Source organism: Actinophytocola sp., from assembly GCF_009379765.1.
In the GTDB taxonomy this organism is placed as follows: Bacteria; Actinomycetota; Actinomycetes; order Mycobacteriales; family Pseudonocardiaceae; genus Actinophytocola.
On record NZ_WHTD01000179.1, the window covers coordinates 1 to 16,756 of the forward strand.

Consider the following 16,756-nt stretch of genomic DNA (forward strand, 5'->3'; position numbering starts at 1 on the left):
AGAGTGGACCGAGCGAAAGGGTCAGCACTGTGAACAGACGAGCATCGACCTTGATGACCGCCATCGTGAGCGCTGCCGTGGCCACGGCAGCCACCGTTCTCGCCGTCGGCGTACCGGCGGCGGCCAACGACAGGGACCGCACGGGGGCGAGGGAGCTGGGTGAGCCGGACTACGGCGTGTGCCGTGGCGTTCACCCGCAGTGTTACCACGACTGGGGAAACTTCGATCTGTTCCAAGGCATCAAGGTTCTGGTGTACTCCCGCACCACGGGCCCCCGGCACGCCAACCTCGGCCCGGCCCTCGCGCCCGGGCTGAACCCGCCGCTGACCGACGCCAACGTGGCGCAGAAGGCCATCGTACGGCTGGGGCAGGAGAACGGGTTCACCGCGAGCTGGACCGAGGACGTCACGCAGCTCTCCAGTGCGTCGAGGCTGCTCGACTACAACGCGGTCATCTTCCTCAGCACGACCCGGGACACCCTCGACGACGCGGCCCAGACGGCGCTTCGGCAGTACATCCGGGCCGGCGGCGGGTTCGTCGGGATCCACAACGCGTTCGGCACCGAGTACAACTGGCCGTGGTACGAAGGCTTGCTGGGCAATGCCAACTTCTTCGACCACGGTCCGTACCAGCCGGGCACGGTGCAGACCGTCGACCGCAGGGACGTGTCCACGAAGGACCTGCCGCGCAGCTGGGCCTTCGCGGACGAGTGGTACAACCTGGTGCCGTTCCCGAGCGATGTGCGGGTCCTCGCCAAGGTCGACGAGTCGTCGCTCGCCCGCGGAGTACGTGGCGGGATGGGACATCCGGGCCACGGCGACAACCATCCGGTGGCCTGGTGCCAGTACTACGACGGCGGCCGGTCATGGGTGACCACGCTCGGGCACGACGCCTCCGCGTTCACCAACACGACCACGTCGGACGGTGCCGCGTACTTCCAGAAGCTCATCGTCGGCGGGATCAGGTCCGCGGCCGGCGCGGCGCCGTTCTGCAAGTAAGCCGAGCTCGCCCCCGAACACGGTGGGACGGATCCGTCCCACCGTGTTCGAACTCACCGACCCCGCCGCATCCGGCCGCCCGAGCGGCCGCAAAACCGCCGCCGGGTGATTCGCGAGAGTCTCGATGACGGCGTGGGACTGCTGGAGATCCAAGGCGAGGTCGCGCTGGACTGCTTGGCTGGTAAGGGATTCGAGAACCCCAAGACCCAGGTCCGACTCACCCTGCCGGCATGTCAGAGCCCGAGGTAGATCTGGCGCACCCGGGGATCGCGACTCAGGTCGGCCGACGTGCCGGTCATGGCCACCTCCCCGTTCTCCATGACCAGGCAGGTCTTCGTCGCCTCGAAGGTGAGCTTCGCGTTCTGCTCGACGAGAAGCAGGCCGTGACCGGCGGCGCTGAGCCGTTGCAGCACACCGAGGATGTCCTCGATGAGCTTCGGGGACAGGCCCATGGACGGCTCGTCGAGCAGGATGAGCCTCGGCTTCGACATCAGCGCCCGGCCCACCGCCAGCATCTGCTGCTGGCCGCCGGAGAGCGCGCCGGCGAGGCGATGGCGCATCTCGCCGAGCATGGGGAAGAGCTCGAACACCTCCTGCATGGTCTCGAGGGTCTGCCCCTTCCACGGCCGCACATAGGCCCCGAGCAACAGGTTCTTCTCCACGGTGAGACCGGGAAAGACGTGCCGGCCCTCCGGCACGTACCCGATGCCGTGCCGCACGATGTTCCTGGCCTTGACCTTGGTGAGGTCCCGGTCGCCGAACCTGATGGTGTCCACGGTGCGCGGCACGAGTCCCATCAGTGCCTTCAGCGTCGAGGTCTTGCCGGCACCGTTGGCACCGATGATGCCGACGCACTGTCCCGCGCCGACGGTGAAGCTGACCGAGCTGACGGCGCGAACCCCGCCGTAGTGCACGGACAAGCCGGCCACGACGAGCTCCTGGGGAGCGCCCTCCGGCTCGACGACCTCCGAGGGCCGCACTGCCTCGCCGGTCATCGCGCCACCTCCGTCTCCACCTCTGCGGCGATGTCCGCCGTGTTCATCGAGTCACCGAGGTACGCCTCGATCACCTCCGGGCGCACGGCCACCTCGGCCGGTGTCCCTTCGGCGATCACGCTTCCGCTGGCGAGCACGGTCACCCGGTCGCACAGCGACATGACCAGGCCCATGTTGTGCTCGATCAGCACCACGGTCACCCCGGTGTCGCGAATGGACCGGACGATGTCGCTCAGCTGACCGACTTCCTGGCCGTTGAGGCCGGCGGCGGGCTCGTCGAGGAGCAGCAGCGCGGGCCGCGTCGCCATGGCGCGGGCGATCTCGAGGCGCCGCTGGATCCCGTAGGGGAGGGAGCGCGGTGCGGCACCGGCGAAGTCGGTGAGGCCGAAGCGTTCCAGGAACTCGTCGGCCCGCCTGCGCAGGCCGCGTTCGGTGCGCCAGACGCCGACCGGCCACAGCAGGTATCGCCAGACCGACCACATGGAGGAACGGTCCAACGCGACCAGGACGTTGTCCCGGACGGTCATCTGACCGAACAGCCGCAGGTTCTGGAACGTTCTGGCGATGCCGAGCTGGGAGAGCTGGTGGGGCCGATGCCCGGTCACGACGCGCCCGTCGACCGACGCGGTGCCGGCCGACACGCTGTAGATGCCGCTGACGATGTTGAACAGGGTGGTCTTGCCGGAGCCGTTCGGCCCGACCACACCGCGGATCTCGCCCGGCTGTACCGACATGGACACGTCGACGAGCGCCTTGAGCCCGCGGAACTGCTTGCTGATCCCGGATATCTCCAGGCCCGCGCCGGGGCTGCGCTCGGCGTCGGAGCCGGTGTCCGGCCGGAACGGTCCGAGCGCGGCCCGTTGCTCGGCCGAGGTCCTGCGGCGCAGGGCCTGGCGGAGCCGGACGGGGATGCCGGCCAGCCCGGTCGGGGCGAAGACCACCATGAGCACGACCACGGTGCCGAAGCCCAGCTGCGCGTAGACGGAGAAGTCGACCAGCACCTCGCGCAGCAGCGACAGCGCCACGGCGCCGATCACGCAGCCGATGATGCTCTGCCGGCCGCCGATGATGACCATGGCGAGCAGCAGGAACATGTTGGCGATGCTGAAGGTCTCCGGCGCGACGTAGCGGATGAGGCCCGCGTACAGCACGCCCGCCACGCCGCCGTAGAGGCTTGCCAGCACGAACGCGGCCATCCGCAGGAGCGGTACCGGTGCGCCGATGGCGCCGGCGGCCAGCGAGTCGTCGCGCATCGCCCGCATGCGCCGGCCGAGCCCGGTGTTGGCGAGGAAGCCGGCGAAGCCGAGCGCCAGCCCGAACACGATCAGCTCGAAGTAGTAGTAGAAGTACTCGTTGGCCATGTCGATGCCCAGCAGCGGCGGCACGGGGATGCCCGATATGCCGTCGGCTCCGCCGGTGAGGGTGGAGTTGGTCACCCAGTTCGTGAACGCGAGGGCCAGGCCGAGGGTGACGATGCCGAGGTAGTGGGACTGCATCCGCAACGCGGGGATCCCGACGAAGAGCCCGATCAACGCGGCGGCGAGGAGGGCGAGGACCGCGGAGGTCCAGAACCCGAGGCCGGCCCTGGTGGTGAGGATGGCGACGGCGTAGGCGCTGACGCCGAAGAACGCGACCTGGGCCAGGTTGATCTGGCCACCGATGCCCATCGCCAGGCCGAGCCCCACCGCGAGCAGCGCGAACACGATCGCGATGTCCATCACGTGGATGCCGTAGAGATCGAGCTGGTAGGGGAGGAACCAGGCGGCGACGGCGATGACCGCGAAGCCCGCTACGCGCAGTCTCATGCCCGGTTCACCGTCCGCTCGCCGAACAGACCGGTCGGCTTGACCATGATGATCACCGTGAAGACGAGGAACACCACCAGCTCGGAGTAGGCCTGGAACCTGCCGGCGGCGTAGGAGTCGAGCAGGCCGATGGCGAGCCCGCCCACGATCGCTCCCGGGATGTTGCCGAAGCCACCGAGGATCGCCGCGGCGAACCCCTTGATGCCGAGTGACCCGCCGAGCGTCGGGTTGACGTAGAGCATCGGCGCGACCAGGGCGCCGGCCAGCGCCGCCAGACCCGCCCCGATGGCGAACGCCATGGCGTTGCTGCGTCCCACGTGGATGCCGACCGCGGTGGCCGCCTGGTGGTCCATCGCGACCGCCTGCATGGCCGCCCCGCGCTTCGTGCGCTGCAGGAACAGCACGAGTGCGGCGGTCGCGACGGCGGCGATGCCGAGCACGACGAGGCTGTAGGTGCGGATGCGGATCCCGAAGAGGTCCAGCGGTTCGGCGTCCACCGGTGAGGGGACGGCGTGTCCTGTTGCGCCCCAGATGATCGTCGCGAGCGACTCGAGTACGACCCCGAAGCCGATCGTGCCGATCAGCATGAGGTCGAAGTCCTTGTTCTCCAACGGGCGGAGCACGCGTTCGATGACCAGCCCGATGAGGCCGGTGACCGCCATCGCGACGGGGATGGCGACGAAGAAGGGGAGGTGCGCCGACATGTAGAAGGTGGACGCCGCGTAGGCGCCGATCATGACGACCTGGCCGTGCGCGAAGTTGACCAGTCCCATGGTGCGGTAGACGATCGAGAACCCCATGGCCACCAAGGCGTAGACGGCGCCGAAGCCGAGCCCGCCGACAAATGTCTGGAAAAAGACTTCCATAGTCGTCCTTACCTGGCCGGGGCCGGGCACCGCAAGTGCCCGGCCCCGGGGAGGGTCAGCTGGAGGGTTCCGCGACGAGCTTGCCGGACTTGATGACGCCGATCGACGTGGCGTGGATGCCCACCCCGCTCTCGTCGAACTCGAAGTCGCCGAGCAGTCCCGGATACTTCGTCGCGCGAATCGCGTCCGCGAGCTTCTGGCCGGTCGCGCCGTCGCTGTCCTTCAGCGCGGTGAACACGATGTTCGCCCCGTCGTAGGCCTTGGCTCCGTGCAGCTCGGCTTCCTCGTTGTGCGCGGACTGGTAGGCCTTGGCGAAGGCGCGGGAGGCCTCACTCGTGTCGTTGCTCAGGTACGGCGAGCTCACGATCGTGCCCTCGGCGTTGGCCGTGCCGGCGGTCGTGAGGTACACCGGCGTGCCCATCGGTGCGGCGCCGGCGATGGGCACGGTGATGCCGAGCTCGCGTGCCTGCTTCACGATCAGACCCGCCTCGACCTCTTCGGCGCCGACGAACAGCACGTCGGGAGCCTTCTGCCGGATGGAGGTCAGTGCGGCGCTGAAGTCCTTCTGGTCCGTGGTCACCACCCTGTCCTCGACCGGCTTGATCCCGCGGCTGGCCAACGCCGCGGTGAAGGCCTCGCGCTCGCCCTTGCCGTAGGACCCGTTGTTGGTGATGAGGGCGACCTTCTCGAGCCCCTTCTCATCGACCAGGTACCTGGCGAGCGTCTCGTCGTAGGTCGTGCTGGTCGGTCCGTTGTAGAACGCGAACGGGCTCTTGATCGCCGCGATCGCCGGGGACTGACCGGAGGTGATGTTGGGGATCTTCGACTGCTGCAGGATCGGGATCATGGCAACGGTGACGGCACTCTCGGCGGTGCCGATCATCGCGACGAAGCCCTCGCTGGCGATCTTGCGGGCGACGTTGGTGCCGACCGTCGGGTCGCCGGTGTCGTCGAAGAGCTCGAGCTGGATCTTCCGGCCGTCGATCCCGCCCTTCTCGTTCCACTCGTCCGCGGCCAGCTTCGCGCCCTTCCACTCCCACTGGCCGAGCGAGCTCAGCTGCCCGCTCTGCGCGTTGACCACAGCGATCTTGATGGGGCCGTCCGAGCTTCCGGTCTCGGACGAGGAGTCACCTGGGGCGGCGCATGCGGTGCTCGTCGCGACGAGCAGCGCCGCGGCGGACGCGAGAACGCGCGTCATTCGTGGTTTGGCCATGGATTCTCACCTCGTTGTGGGGAACTCTTGAATTATTCGAATACACCGCGATAGATATCTTTGATATTCCAATGCCCTGGGGTGGGAACGGGTTCGTTCACCATCGGGACGTCCAGCACCGCCGGTCGGCGCCGCCGGATCGCCTCGCGTAGTGCGGCGGCGAGATCTCCCGGTTCTTCGATGAGATAGCCGTCTGCTCCGCATGCCTTGCCGTAGGCCGCGAAGTCGGGCGAGTAGGGGTTGCCGTCGGAGTCACGGAACTCGCAGCCGAAGCTGGCACCGAAGCTCGCCGCCTGCAGGTCCGCGATGGTGCCGTGCGCCCGGTTGTTCATCACGAGGAAGATCACCGGCAGGCCCTGCTCGACCGCCATGGGCACGGCGGGGAGCTGGGCGCTCATCCCGCCGTCGCCGACCAGGGCGACGACGACCCGGTCCGGTTCGGCGAGCTGTACCCCGATCGCGGCCGCCGGGCCGAAGCCCATTGTGGACAGTCCGCCCGGCGTGACGAACCGGCCCGCTGGCGGCAGCTCGTAGCACTGCGCGACCCCGTTCTTGTTCCAGCCCACATCGGTGACCAGCACGGCATCGGCCGGCAGCTCGTCACGAAGGTCCGCCAGTATGCGTTCGGGACGGAGCGGGAAGTCGGTGCTGCGGCCGCGTTCCCTGCTCGCCGCGAACAGCTCGCGCCGCTCGACGCCGATCGTGTCCCGCAGCTCGGGGCGCCGGGTGCCGGCGGGGCTCAGGGCGACCACGGCGTCCGCGATCGCCCCGACCGCGAGGCCGACGTCGGCCACCGCGCCGATCTCCACGGGGTAGTTGCGCCCGATCTCGGCCGGGTCGATGTCGATCTGGATGAGGCGGCCCGGCGGGAACTTCCAGGTGTAGTCGGGGTTCCACGAGCTCGCGTCGGTCTCGGCGAAGCGGGTGGCCAGCGCCAGCACGACGTCGGCGTCCATTGTGTACTTGTTGGTGAGGTCCAGGCCCCAGAAGCCGGTCATGCCCATCACCAGCGGGTGCCTGTCGTCGATGGTGCCCTTGGCCATGAGCGAGTGGGCGATCGGGATGTCCAGGTGCTCGGCGAGGGTGCGCAGCGCCCGGCGCCCGGCCCCACCGCGCAACCCGCCGCCGAGATAGATCAGCGGCCGTTGCGCGCCGACGAGGGCCTCCGCGATCCGCCGGGCGTCCGCGGGCGCGAGCGCGGGCGCCGGGGTGTGCGCGACGAGCGGGTGGGCCGTGGCCGACTCCGCCGGAACCGGGCGGGAGAACAGGTCCATCGGCACGTTCAGCAACACCGCGCCGGGGCGTCCGGAGGTGGCGGTCCAGAACGCCCGCTCGGTGAACCGGGCCAGGTCCTCGGCGCGGTGCACGTGCCAGGCACGCTTGACGAACGGCTTGTAGATGGCGGTCTGGTCGGCGTCGGCGTGGAGGTTGACCTCTTGGTGCGGGTGCCGGCCGTAGTAGTAGGACGGGATGTCCCCGGAGATCGCGATCAGCGGCACGGAGTCGAGCGCCGCGGTCGCGACGCCGGTCACCGCGTTCATCATCCCCGGTCCGACATGGACCAGGAGCACTCCTGGCTTGCCGGTCATCCGGGCGTACCCGTCGGCGGCGTGCGCGGCGGCCTGCTCGTGCCGGGCGATGACGAAGCGGATGTCGCTGCGCCCCAGCGCGTCGAGGAACGCGATGTTGGTGTGTCCGCAGACGCCGAAGACGTACTCGACGCCGTAGGACTCGAGTTGCGCCACCAGCGCCTGCGCGGTGGTGATCGTCATGCTTGCCCCCAGATGGACATGCCGCGCAGGATGAGTGTCTTGATCACGGTGAAGTCGTCGATCATCTGCGCGGGTGCCTCGCGTCCGAAGCCGGAGTCCTTCACGCCGCCGAAGGGCACGTGGTCCAGCCGGAAGTTCGACGAGCCGTTCACGACCAGGCCGCCGACCTGCAGCTCGCGCCAGGCCTGGATGATCTTCGTGATGTCGGTGGTGAAGAGGCCTGCCTGCAAGCCGAACCTGCTGCGGTTGCAGGTGTCGATGACGTCGGCGAAGTCGTCGAACGGGAGCACGGCGACGAGCGCGCCGAAGACCTCCTCGGTCACCAGCGTGCTGTCGGCGGGCGGCGCCGCCACGACCGTGGGCCGCAGCGTCGCACCGTCGCGGCTGCCGCCGAGCATCAGCCGCGCACCCTGCTCCGTGGCCTGGGCGACCCACTTCTCCACGCGTGCGGCCGCGTCCTCGTCGACCATCGACCCGACGTCGGTGGCCGGGTCGAGCGGATCACCCACGGTCAGCGCGCTCACCTCGGCGCAGAACGCGTCGAGGAACGGCTCGAACCGTGCGCGCTGCACGTAGACGCGCTGCACCGAGATGCAGCTCTGCCCGGAGTTGGTGTAGCCGGTTCGGGCGCAGGTTCGCGCGGCGTGCGCCAGGTCCGCGTCCGCGCACACGATCGTCGCCGCGTTCCCGCCGAGCTCCAGCACGAGACGCTTGGCGCCGGCCGCCCGGGCCACCGCGGCGCCGGTCTCCGGACTGCCGGTGAAGCTGATGACGCTCACCTCGCGGGCGGCGCACAGTGCCGCGCCCACGTCGCCGCCGCCGTGCAGCAGCTGCACCGCCTCCGCCGGCATACCGGCCTCGAGCAGCAAGGCGACCACCGCGACCGTCGTCGCCGGGGCCTGCGGCGGCGCCTTGACGAGCGTCGTGTTCCCCGCGGCGAACGACGCGCCGAGCTTGTGCGCCAACAGGTTCGCCGGGGCGTTGAACGGTGTGATCGCGAGCGCCACCCCGGCCGGCGCGCGGAAGGTCAGCGCGGTGTTGCCGATGCCCCGCGCCCAGCCGGCGACGGGCACCGTCTGGCCGCCGATGTGGCGAGCCTCGCTCGCGCACACCGCGAACGTGTCGGCCACCCGGTCCATCTCGCCGAGGCCGTCCTTCACCGGTTTTCCCAGCTCGAGGGCGATCAGCCGGGCGAAGTCAGCGCGATGTTCGGTGGCCAGCCGGGACGCCCGGTCGAGGGTCGCGGCGCGGGTGGCCGGCGCGAGCGCGGCGATCGCCCGCGCCCCGGTGCGCGCGAAGTCGAGTGCCGAGGAGATCTGCTCGCCGGTCGCGGGATAGGAGTGCGACACCACGTCCCGGACGTGCGGACCGATGCGCTTCGCGGCCGGCCCGTCGGCGATCCACCGGCCGGACACGTACGCCGGTGCCTCGACAGGGGAGTCGGACTTGGCCTGTTCGAGAACGTCGGGTAGCACCACAGTTCTCCTTGTGAACCATCAAGCGGTACATCTGGACCGCTGTGCGGACTCCGTGTAACGTACGGCTCGCCACTATCGCTGGCAAGTCTTCGAGCCGAAGACGTTATGGCGACGGGGGCGACGCCCAGTCACGGACGAAACTCGACGAAACTGGACGGAGCGGAGGCGAGTGGTGAGGATGGTGGATCGTTGTGGCAAGAGGGGACGGCGCTGTGAAGTCGACCGATGCGGACCGGACCGCTGAGCACCGGTGGGATGCCACCGGTGATCCCGGTGAGACGCAGGGTGTGCGCAGCGTGCAGCGCGCGATCGACATCCTGGGACTGCTCACCGAGACCCAGCCCGCGATCTCCGTGGGGGAAATCGTGCGGGCGACGGGACTGGCCAAGACAACGGTCATCCGAATCGTGCAAACCCTGGAACAGAACGGCCTTCTGTGGTCGACCGCCAAGGGGTACATGGCCGGCCCGAGCCTGTGGCGCTGGGCGCATCTCGCGCGAGGGAGCTGGGAGCTCCCGCCCGAGACCAAGGAGCTGATGCGCGGGCTCGCGCAACGGCAGCGGGAGACCGTCAATCTCTACGTCGCCCGCGACATCTACCGAGTCTGTGTCGCGCAACAGGAAAGCCCGCAGCCGCTTCGGCACGTCGTACACGTGGGCGACGAGCTGCCGTTGTGGGCGGGCGCTTCGTCGAAGATCCTGCTCCGCAACTCCGATCCCAGCCACCTTGCCCGGGTTGCCAAGAGCTCGCCCTACGGACCGGACTACATCGACTCGCTGCGCGCGCAGATCGACGACGCCGTGGCACAAGGGTTCGCCTTCAGCCATGGTGAGCGCGAGACGGGCCTGTCCGCCGTCGCGGTTCCCGTCGTCGGCCGCACCGGCTCGGTGATCGCCGCCCTGTCGCTGAGCGGGCCGACCGTGCGGTTCCCCGATGAGCGGATCACAGAGTTCGTCGCCGCCCTCGGCGAGGTTGCCGGGCACATGACCGAACGAGGGTTCGACCACCCGTTCCGTATGTAGGTGTCAGCGCGGTCCGGTGCGAAGGTCGTATATTTCTGCGTTTTATCGCAGAAGGAGTAGGCGCATGGAAAAATCACCGTTGTGTGGTATTCGAGTCCTCGATCTCACCAATGTTCTGGCCGGCCCTTACTGCAGTTATCAGCTGATGCTGTTCGGCGCGGAGGTCGTGAAGGTCGAGGTGCCCGGATCGGGTGACCTGGCCCGGCATCTCGGGCCCGACCCCGAGCTGAACCGTGCCGGAATAGGTGCTTCCTTTCTCGCCCAGAATGCCGGTAAGAAATCGATCGAGCTCGATCTGAAGGATGCCGAGCAACGCGGAATGTTCGAGGACATGATTCGCGGTGCGGACGTGCTGCTGGAGAACTTCCGGGCCGGAGTCCTCGCGCGCCTCGGGTTCGACTGGGATCATCTGCGCAGCCTCAACCCGGGGCTGGTCTACTGCGCGATCTCCGGGTTCGGTCAGACCGGGCCGATGAGCCAGGCGCCGGCCTACGACCAGATCATCCAGGGTCTGTCCGGGATGATGAGCATCACCGGCACCGAGGAGACCGCGCCACTGCGGGTCGGGTTCCCCGTCTGCGACACGGTCGGCGGGCTGATGGCCGCGCTGTCGATCTCCGCCGCGCTCGTCGGCCGGGAGCGGACCGGCGAGGGATGCTTTCTCGACCTGTCGATGCTCGAGGCGTCGATCTCGGCGATGGGCTGGACGGTGTCCCACTACCTGATCAGCGGCGCCCTGCCGACGCCGATGGGGCAGCAGAACGTGACCGCCGCACCGTCGGGCACCTTCGACACGGCGGACGGCCTGCTCAACATCGCCGCCAACAGGCAGGCGCAGTTCGAGAAGCTCTGCGAGCTGCTGGGCCGCGTCGACCTCATGACCGACGCGCGGTTCGCCGACCGCGAGGCGCGCAAGCGCAACCGCGACGCGCTGAACGACGAGCTGAACCGCGAGCTCCGCACCCGGACCGCCGCCGAATGGGAGCGGCTCCTTCCCGGCGTCGGGGTCCCCGCCGCGCGCATCCTTTCCGTACCGCAGGCGGTGGGGTCCGAGCAGCTGGCGCACCGCGGGTTCTTCACCGACGTGCCGTTCCCCGGTGACGCGGACCGGGTCGTGCGGGCCAGCAGCAACGGGGTGCTGGTCAACGGCGAGGCACTGCGGCCGTCCGGGGCGCCGCCCACCCTCGGGGAGCACAACGCCGACTCCCGCGACCTCATCGCCCGGTGGCTCGACGCGGAGGAGTTACCCGTTCCGGTGGCGGCGGCGGAGGACGAGCGATGACCACGGAGTCCGAGGTGGCCGACTGGTGGGCCACGAGCATCTGCCGGATGGAGCCCGGTGTCGTGGAGCTGCGCGGCACCCCCATCCAGGACCTCATCGGCAACGCGGGCCTGGTCGCCACGATCTGGCTCATGACGCGCGGCCGGCTTCCGGAGCCACGGGAGGCGGCCCTGTTGGAGGCGGCGATGGTCGCCTCCGTGGACCACGGGCCGCAGGCGCCGTCCATCGCCATCGCGCGGATGACCGCGACCTGCGGCGTCGGCCTCAACAACGCCATGGCCTCGGGAGTGAACGCGCTCGGCGACTCGCACGGCGGCGCCGGGCAGCAGTGCGTCGAGCTCCTCACCGAGATCGTGGACCTCCAGACCGAGGGGCAGAGTCTGGCCGCCGCCACGGAGCGGGCCGTCGGCCGGTATCGCTACGTCCCGGGCTTCGGACACCGGTTCCACCCCGTGGACCCGCGCCGGGACCCGCTTCTCGCGCTGGTCGACCAGGCCGTGGCGGACGGCGTCGTCGCCGGGCGGTACGCCCTGGCCGCGCGGGCCGTCGAGACCTTCCTGAACAACGGCCGGACCAAGCCCGTGCCGATGAACATCGACGGCGCAACGGCGGTCATCTACGCCGAGCTCGGGTTCCCCCCGCCACTGGCACGTGGCCTGTTCGTGCTGAGCAGGAGCGTCGGGATACTGGCGCACGCCTGGGAGGAGACGTCCCGAGGCCTGCGCAACAAGGGGCCGATCCCGCGGTCGATCCTGCCGACCTACCGCGCGGACCCGAACCTGGCTCCCGGTGGTCCGGACCTCGGCACACCGCGCTGAGGTGCGCATTCCTCGATGTACCGAATGCACCTTTCATCCCTGGTAGGAAACGGACCGGAGGATGTGTCCGGTAATGGATTCCGCGCCGCTTCTGTCCGTATCGGCGAAGTGTGCCTGTTTCACGCGGTTCTTCTGGTAAGTACTCCCGGCTCCCTTTCGCGTCAGTCGCGGAGATAGACCTCGTGTCTGAATTGCCAGCATAATCCGGATGGTCTTGCCGAATGTGTTGCATACTGTATGCTGTGTTTGTTGTCGTACAGTTCAGCTCATTCGAAAGGTGTCCTGGAGTGTCGCGCGCCGATGAGCGACCGCTTGCGTGGAAAAGGGAGGTGGTCGTTCCGTGGTTTTCCCTGTGTGGGTCTGGGTCGCGACGCTGGTCGGGCTGACCGCGCTGATCGTGGGTGACCTGGTCGTGGTGGGCAGGCGACCGCGGGAGGTGGGGGTCAAGGAAGCCAGCCTGTGGGTGGCCGCCTGCGTGGGGCTCGCCGTGCTGTTCGGCCTCGCGCTGCTGATCTTCGCCGGGGCCACCGCCGGGGCGGAGTTCTTCGCCGGGTACGTCACCGAGTACAGCCTCTCGGTGGACAACCTCTTCGTGTTCGTGATCATCATGGCCAAGTTCTCGGTGCCGAGGCAGCACCAGCACCGGGTGTTGTTCATCGGCATCGTGCTTTCCCTGGTGCTGCGCGGTGTCTGCATCGCCGCCGGCGCCGCCGCGCTCGCCGCGTTCAACTGGATCTTCTACTTCTTCGGCGCCTTCCTTATCTACACGGCGATCAAGGTGGCCAAGGAGGGCAACACCGAGGACGAGCCGGAGGCACCGGACAGCATCGTGGTCCGCGGCTTGCAGCGGTTGGTGCCCACCACCGATGCCTACGACGGCGGCAGGCTGCTCACCCGGGTGAACGGCCGCCGGATGTTCACCCCGATGCTCGTGGTGGTCAGCGCGCTCGGCATCGCCAACGTCGTGTTCGCGCTCGACTCGATCCCGGCCATCTTCGGCCTGACCACCAACGGGTACATCGTGTTCACCGCGAACGCGCTTGCCTTGCTGGGCCTGCGCCAGCTCTACTTCGTCATCGGCGGGCTGCTGGAGCGGTTGGTGTACCTCAACTACGGGCTGTCGATCATCCTCGGCTTCATCGGTGTCAAGCTGATCATCGAGGCACTGCACGGTTCGCACATCGACGAGATCCATCTCCCGATACCGCACATCGGGATCGCGTTGTCCCTCGGGGTGATCGTCGTCGTCCTCGCCGTCACCACCGTCGCCAGCCTCCTGCGGTCACGGTCGGTCCCGGAGAAGCAGGCACAGGAGGAAAGCGAGCCGGAGCTCGTCAGCAGCCCCGACGTCTAGTGTCGCGTGACCCTGAAACCTTTACGCCGCTGCGGCCCGCGCGGCCCCTGGCTGCGTTGGAGAAAAGCCCGAGTACATCCAGTACGAGCGGCTTTCCTCCGCCTTGCCAGGAACCACGTGGATCCACAGCGGACGCAAAGGCACAGGACCACGCGACACTAGACCGCACGCCACATATGCACGTTGGTGCGTAATGGATTTCGGGTGGCGACATCGTCCACTATGGCCGTTAAGGTGGCGAGGAGGACGGGTCGGGAGGCGACATGGCGGACGTGGTCGGCATCGGGGTGAGTAGCGGCGTTGTCGCCGGGTCGGTCGCCCGGCTTCGAGGAGGCCGTTGACGACCTGTTCGCGCGTGGGCTCATGCACGGCACGATGCACCTGTCGGGCGGCCGAGCAGAGGATCGAGCTTGCCGCCATCACGCCGACCGGGCCGTGGCGAACGATCCGTCTGTCCGATGTGGAATCCGTCGGCACCGGCACCGGTGCGGCGCCGCCACGCGTGCGGGGGAGCAGGGCGGCGGTGGCCCGGCGCATGGCGGCGAGTGCGCGGGTCCCGCAGTTCGTCCTGTACCGCGACATAGACCTGGAGGACGCGGCCGCTCGGCGTGCGCACGGCTGGACGGCGGTGCTCACCCACGCGTTCGCGACCGCACTGCGCCGGTATCCCGAGCTGAACGCGAGCCGGGTGGACGACTCCCTCCGCCGGCACGAGCACGTCGGCGTCGCCGTCGCGGTCGACACCGAGCGTGGCCTGCTCGCGCCCGTGCTCACCGATCCCGACCGGCTGTCGCTGGAGGATCTCGCCGCGCGCATCGCGGACGTCGTCGGGCGGGCCCGCGCCGGACGGCTGGAGCTCGCCGAGATGTCGGCGCCCGCGAGCACCACGGTGTCCAACTTCGGCGGCTTCGGGTCACCGGGTTCCAGGCGCTGCTCACCCCACCGCAGGCGACGGCGTTGTCGCTCGGTGCGGTCGAGCCCAGGGTGGTGCCGGTGCCCGGCGGGGTGGGGGTCCGGTTGCGGTGCACGGTCGGCCTCAGCGTGGACCACCGGGTGGCCGACGGTGCCGCGGGCGCGCGGCTGCTCGCGACGTTCCAGCAGCTCATCGCCGCTCCCTCGGGAAGTAAACTATGATCACGAAGGTGCGGAGACGAACCTCGCGACGAGGTGGTCCGATGGGCCCACATGCCGCCGGTGTGGTGCTGGCGGCAGGGTCCGGGGCCCGCATGGGTGCCGACACGAACAAGGTCTACCTGCCGCTCGCCGGCCGTCGCGTCGTCTCCTGGTCGCTCGAGGCGTTCAGCAGGGTGCCCGAGATCGGTGTGCTGGTGCTCGTCGCGCGGGCGGAGGACCGCCGCCTCGTCGAGTGGGTGCTCGACCGGGAGCTCGACGGAGTGCCGGTGGAGGTCGTCAACGGCGGGGCGACGCGGCAGGAGTCCGAGCTGCGCGCGCTGCGTTGGCTGGCGAGCAGGATCGACGACGGCGCCGTCGACACCGTTCTCCTGCACGACGCGGCGCGTCCGCTGGTCAGCCCGACGTTGATCGCAGACGTGCTGCACGCGGCACGCGAGCACGGCGGCGCCATCCCCGGCCTCCCGGCGGAGGACCTGGTCGCCGTCGCCGTCGCCGGCGGCGTCGGTGAGATCGTCGGTGAGCAGTCGCTGGAGGGAGCCATCAGAGTGCAGACCCCGCAAGGGTTTCGCGCGCCCGCGTTGCTCGACGCCTACGAGCAGGCGGCGCGGGAGCAGTTCCTCGGCACCGATACGTCGTCCTGCATGGAGCGCTACTCGAGCCTGCCCGTGCGGTGGGTTCGTGGCGAGCAGCACAATTTCAAGATCACCTACCCGCACGACCTGTCGGTCGCGGAACACTTCCTGGCGGCGTCGGAGTATCGGACATGAGCGCGGGCAGCGTCGAGCACGCGACCCTCTTGTGCGAGGGCTGCCGGCAGGAGTCGAGCCACCGCCTCGCTTACGCCGGCCGGCTGCTGGTGGTCACCGAATGCCTGCGCTGCGGCCACGCCGTCCAGCGTGACGTGCGCTGCCGCTACCTCGCCGACCTCCGCCAGCGAGTCCTCACGAAACCGGGTCGGATGCTGCGCCGCCATCCGGTCGGCTTCGCCACGTCCCTGCCCCGCACGACGGTCCGCAAGCCGTGGGAGCTGATCGAGGAGGTCCGCCTGGTCTGGGGCCACCTGCCACCCAGACCCGACCGCCCGGACTCCCGGCCCGACCCGGCTCGGCCTGAGCCAGGGTTCCACGGCCGAGCGAACGGCGCTGCCACCCCGTTCATCCCAGCTCCGATGTCTCGGGCTGCCAACAGGTCGTCGGATCTGCGGCGGCGCGGGATTACCGCGACAATTCAAGGGCACCACCCGTGATCCACAGGACCGTTGGGTGCGGTGGCGTACTCCGCGCACCCTCGTCCGGCTGTCGAGCAAGGAAAATACGCCACCCGAACACGATGTCGCCGTCCCGCGGTACCGGCGGATTGCCGTGTTGGAGAAAGCTTCGTCACCCAACAGGTGTCCGCCCAGCGATTCCCGATCGGGTTCGGAACTCTTGTCATTCGACCGACCCCCTGCCCCCACACGCCAATCGCCCAGCGGCGATACCGGTTGTAGACCGTCTTCCTGTGCCCGAAGCACGCCGGCAGATCCCGCCACGGATCCCCGTACGGTGCCACAGCACCGCGTCGACCACCACACGGTGATCCATCCCGGCCACCACGACGCGCCGATCTGCGCGATGACCGCAAACGAGCTCGCCAACGCCTGGGGGAGTTTCTGCTGCGCCATGACCAGGTCTATAGCGGCGCCGCTTCCCCCGCGCCGCAATGTTCGTGGGTTCACCGGGCGGTCTCGTCCGAGCACTCCTCGGGCGAGACCACCCGAGGAGGACACATCACCAAAGCGGGCACCGACACTCTGGCCCGGTCCGGGGTTGGTCAAAGGGCGCCTCCCGCGAAGGACCGACTTGCTGGGCTCGATCCGCGTACCTCACAATGGCGGTTCAGCGGTCCACGCCGCTCCGGCGCGTCACACCCCATCCCGGCCGCGGCCCCGCCCATCCCGGCGTGACGGCAGCGACCTCGTCGACGTCAAGACCGTTCGTTCTCGGGCTCCGCCCTGCGGGCGCTCCGCCTTGGCCCCCC

At 69.1% G+C, this 16,756-nt stretch carries 13 protein-coding genes and 1 pseudogene; 8 read left to right on the plus strand and 6 right to left on the minus strand.

The window, feature by feature from the left end:
* The first annotated feature begins 53 nt into the window (after window positions 1-53).
* Window positions 54-998, plus strand: a complete 945-nt coding sequence (locus GEV28_RS36075) for a ThuA domain-containing protein (protein WP_291417780.1) — start codon at window positions 54-56, stop codon at window positions 996-998.
* Window positions 999-1,231: 233 nt separating this feature from the next.
* Here the strand turns inward: GEV28_RS36075 and GEV28_RS36080 are convergent, their stop codons facing one another.
* The 6 genes from GEV28_RS36080 to GEV28_RS36105 are packed head-to-tail and all read right to left on the minus strand — an operon-like array spanning window position 1,232 to window position 9,124.
* Window positions 1,232-1,993: an ABC transporter ATP-binding protein gene (locus GEV28_RS36080; protein WP_291417782.1), complete on the minus strand. Its 762-nt coding sequence runs from the start codon at window positions 1,991-1,993 to the stop codon at window positions 1,232-1,234.
* A complete protein-coding gene (locus GEV28_RS36085) occupies window positions 1,990-3,798 on the minus strand; it encodes a branched-chain amino acid ABC transporter ATP-binding protein/permease (protein ID WP_291417784.1) in 1,809 nt (602 codons plus the stop codon). The genes GEV28_RS36080 and GEV28_RS36085 overlap by 4 nt, the downstream gene beginning before the upstream one ends.
* Window positions 3,795-4,664: a branched-chain amino acid ABC transporter permease gene (locus GEV28_RS36090; RefSeq protein ID WP_291417786.1), complete on the minus strand. Its 870-nt coding sequence runs from the start codon at window positions 4,662-4,664 to the stop codon at window positions 3,795-3,797. The genes GEV28_RS36085 and GEV28_RS36090 overlap by 4 nt, the downstream gene beginning before the upstream one ends.
* Before the next feature lie 55 nt (window positions 4,665-4,719).
* Window positions 4,720-5,877, minus strand: a complete 1,158-nt coding sequence (locus tag GEV28_RS36095; protein WP_291417788.1) for an ABC transporter substrate-binding protein — start codon at window positions 5,875-5,877, stop codon at window positions 4,720-4,722.
* Between the two features lie 32 nt (window positions 5,878-5,909).
* On the minus strand, window positions 5,910-7,649 hold the full coding sequence (locus GEV28_RS36100) for a thiamine pyrophosphate-binding protein (protein WP_291417790.1): 1,740 nt from the start codon (window positions 7,647-7,649) through the stop codon (window positions 5,910-5,912).
* Complete coding sequence (locus tag GEV28_RS36105) at window positions 7,646-9,124, minus strand: aldehyde dehydrogenase family protein (RefSeq protein WP_291417792.1); 1,479 nt, start codon at window positions 9,122-9,124, stop codon at window positions 7,646-7,648. The genes GEV28_RS36100 and GEV28_RS36105 overlap by 4 nt, the downstream gene beginning before the upstream one ends.
* 215 nt (window positions 9,125-9,339) lie before the next feature.
* Between GEV28_RS36105 and GEV28_RS36110 the strand changes: the two genes are divergently transcribed.
* The 7 genes and pseudogenes from GEV28_RS36110 to GEV28_RS36140 all read left to right on the plus strand — a co-directional run bounded on the left by GEV28_RS36110 (window position 9,340) and on the right by GEV28_RS36140 (window position 15,983).
* A complete protein-coding gene (locus tag GEV28_RS36110; RefSeq protein WP_291417794.1) occupies window positions 9,340-10,149 on the plus strand; it encodes an IclR family transcriptional regulator in 810 nt (269 codons plus the stop codon).
* Window positions 10,150-10,213: 64 nt separating this feature from the next.
* The gene (locus GEV28_RS36115) at window positions 10,214-11,431 is read left to right on the plus strand and encodes a CoA transferase (protein WP_291417796.1); all 1,218 of its coding nucleotides are present in this window, start codon (window positions 10,214-10,216) and stop codon (window positions 11,429-11,431) included.
* On the plus strand, window positions 11,428-12,249 hold the full coding sequence (locus GEV28_RS36120; protein WP_291417798.1) for a citryl-CoA lyase: 822 nt from the start codon (window positions 11,428-11,430) through the stop codon (window positions 12,247-12,249). The genes GEV28_RS36115 and GEV28_RS36120 overlap by 4 nt, the downstream gene beginning before the upstream one ends.
* A gap of 340 nt (window positions 12,250-12,589) precedes the next feature.
* Window positions 12,590-13,603: a TerC/Alx family metal homeostasis membrane protein gene (locus GEV28_RS36125; RefSeq protein WP_291417800.1), complete on the plus strand. Its 1,014-nt coding sequence runs from the start codon at window positions 12,590-12,592 to the stop codon at window positions 13,601-13,603.
* Between the two features lie 535 nt (window positions 13,604-14,138).
* A pseudogene (locus GEV28_RS36130) lies at window positions 14,139-14,737 on the plus strand (2-oxo acid dehydrogenase subunit E2).
* 41 nt (window positions 14,738-14,778) lie between these two features.
* On the plus strand, window positions 14,779-15,504 hold the full coding sequence (locus tag GEV28_RS36135; protein WP_291417802.1) for a 2-C-methyl-D-erythritol 4-phosphate cytidylyltransferase: 726 nt from the start codon (window positions 14,779-14,781) through the stop codon (window positions 15,502-15,504).
* On the plus strand, window positions 15,501-15,983 hold the full coding sequence (locus GEV28_RS36140) for a hypothetical protein (protein WP_291417804.1): 483 nt from the start codon (window positions 15,501-15,503) through the stop codon (window positions 15,981-15,983). The genes GEV28_RS36135 and GEV28_RS36140 overlap by 4 nt, the downstream gene beginning before the upstream one ends.
* Window positions 15,984-16,756 lie beyond the last annotated feature (773 nt).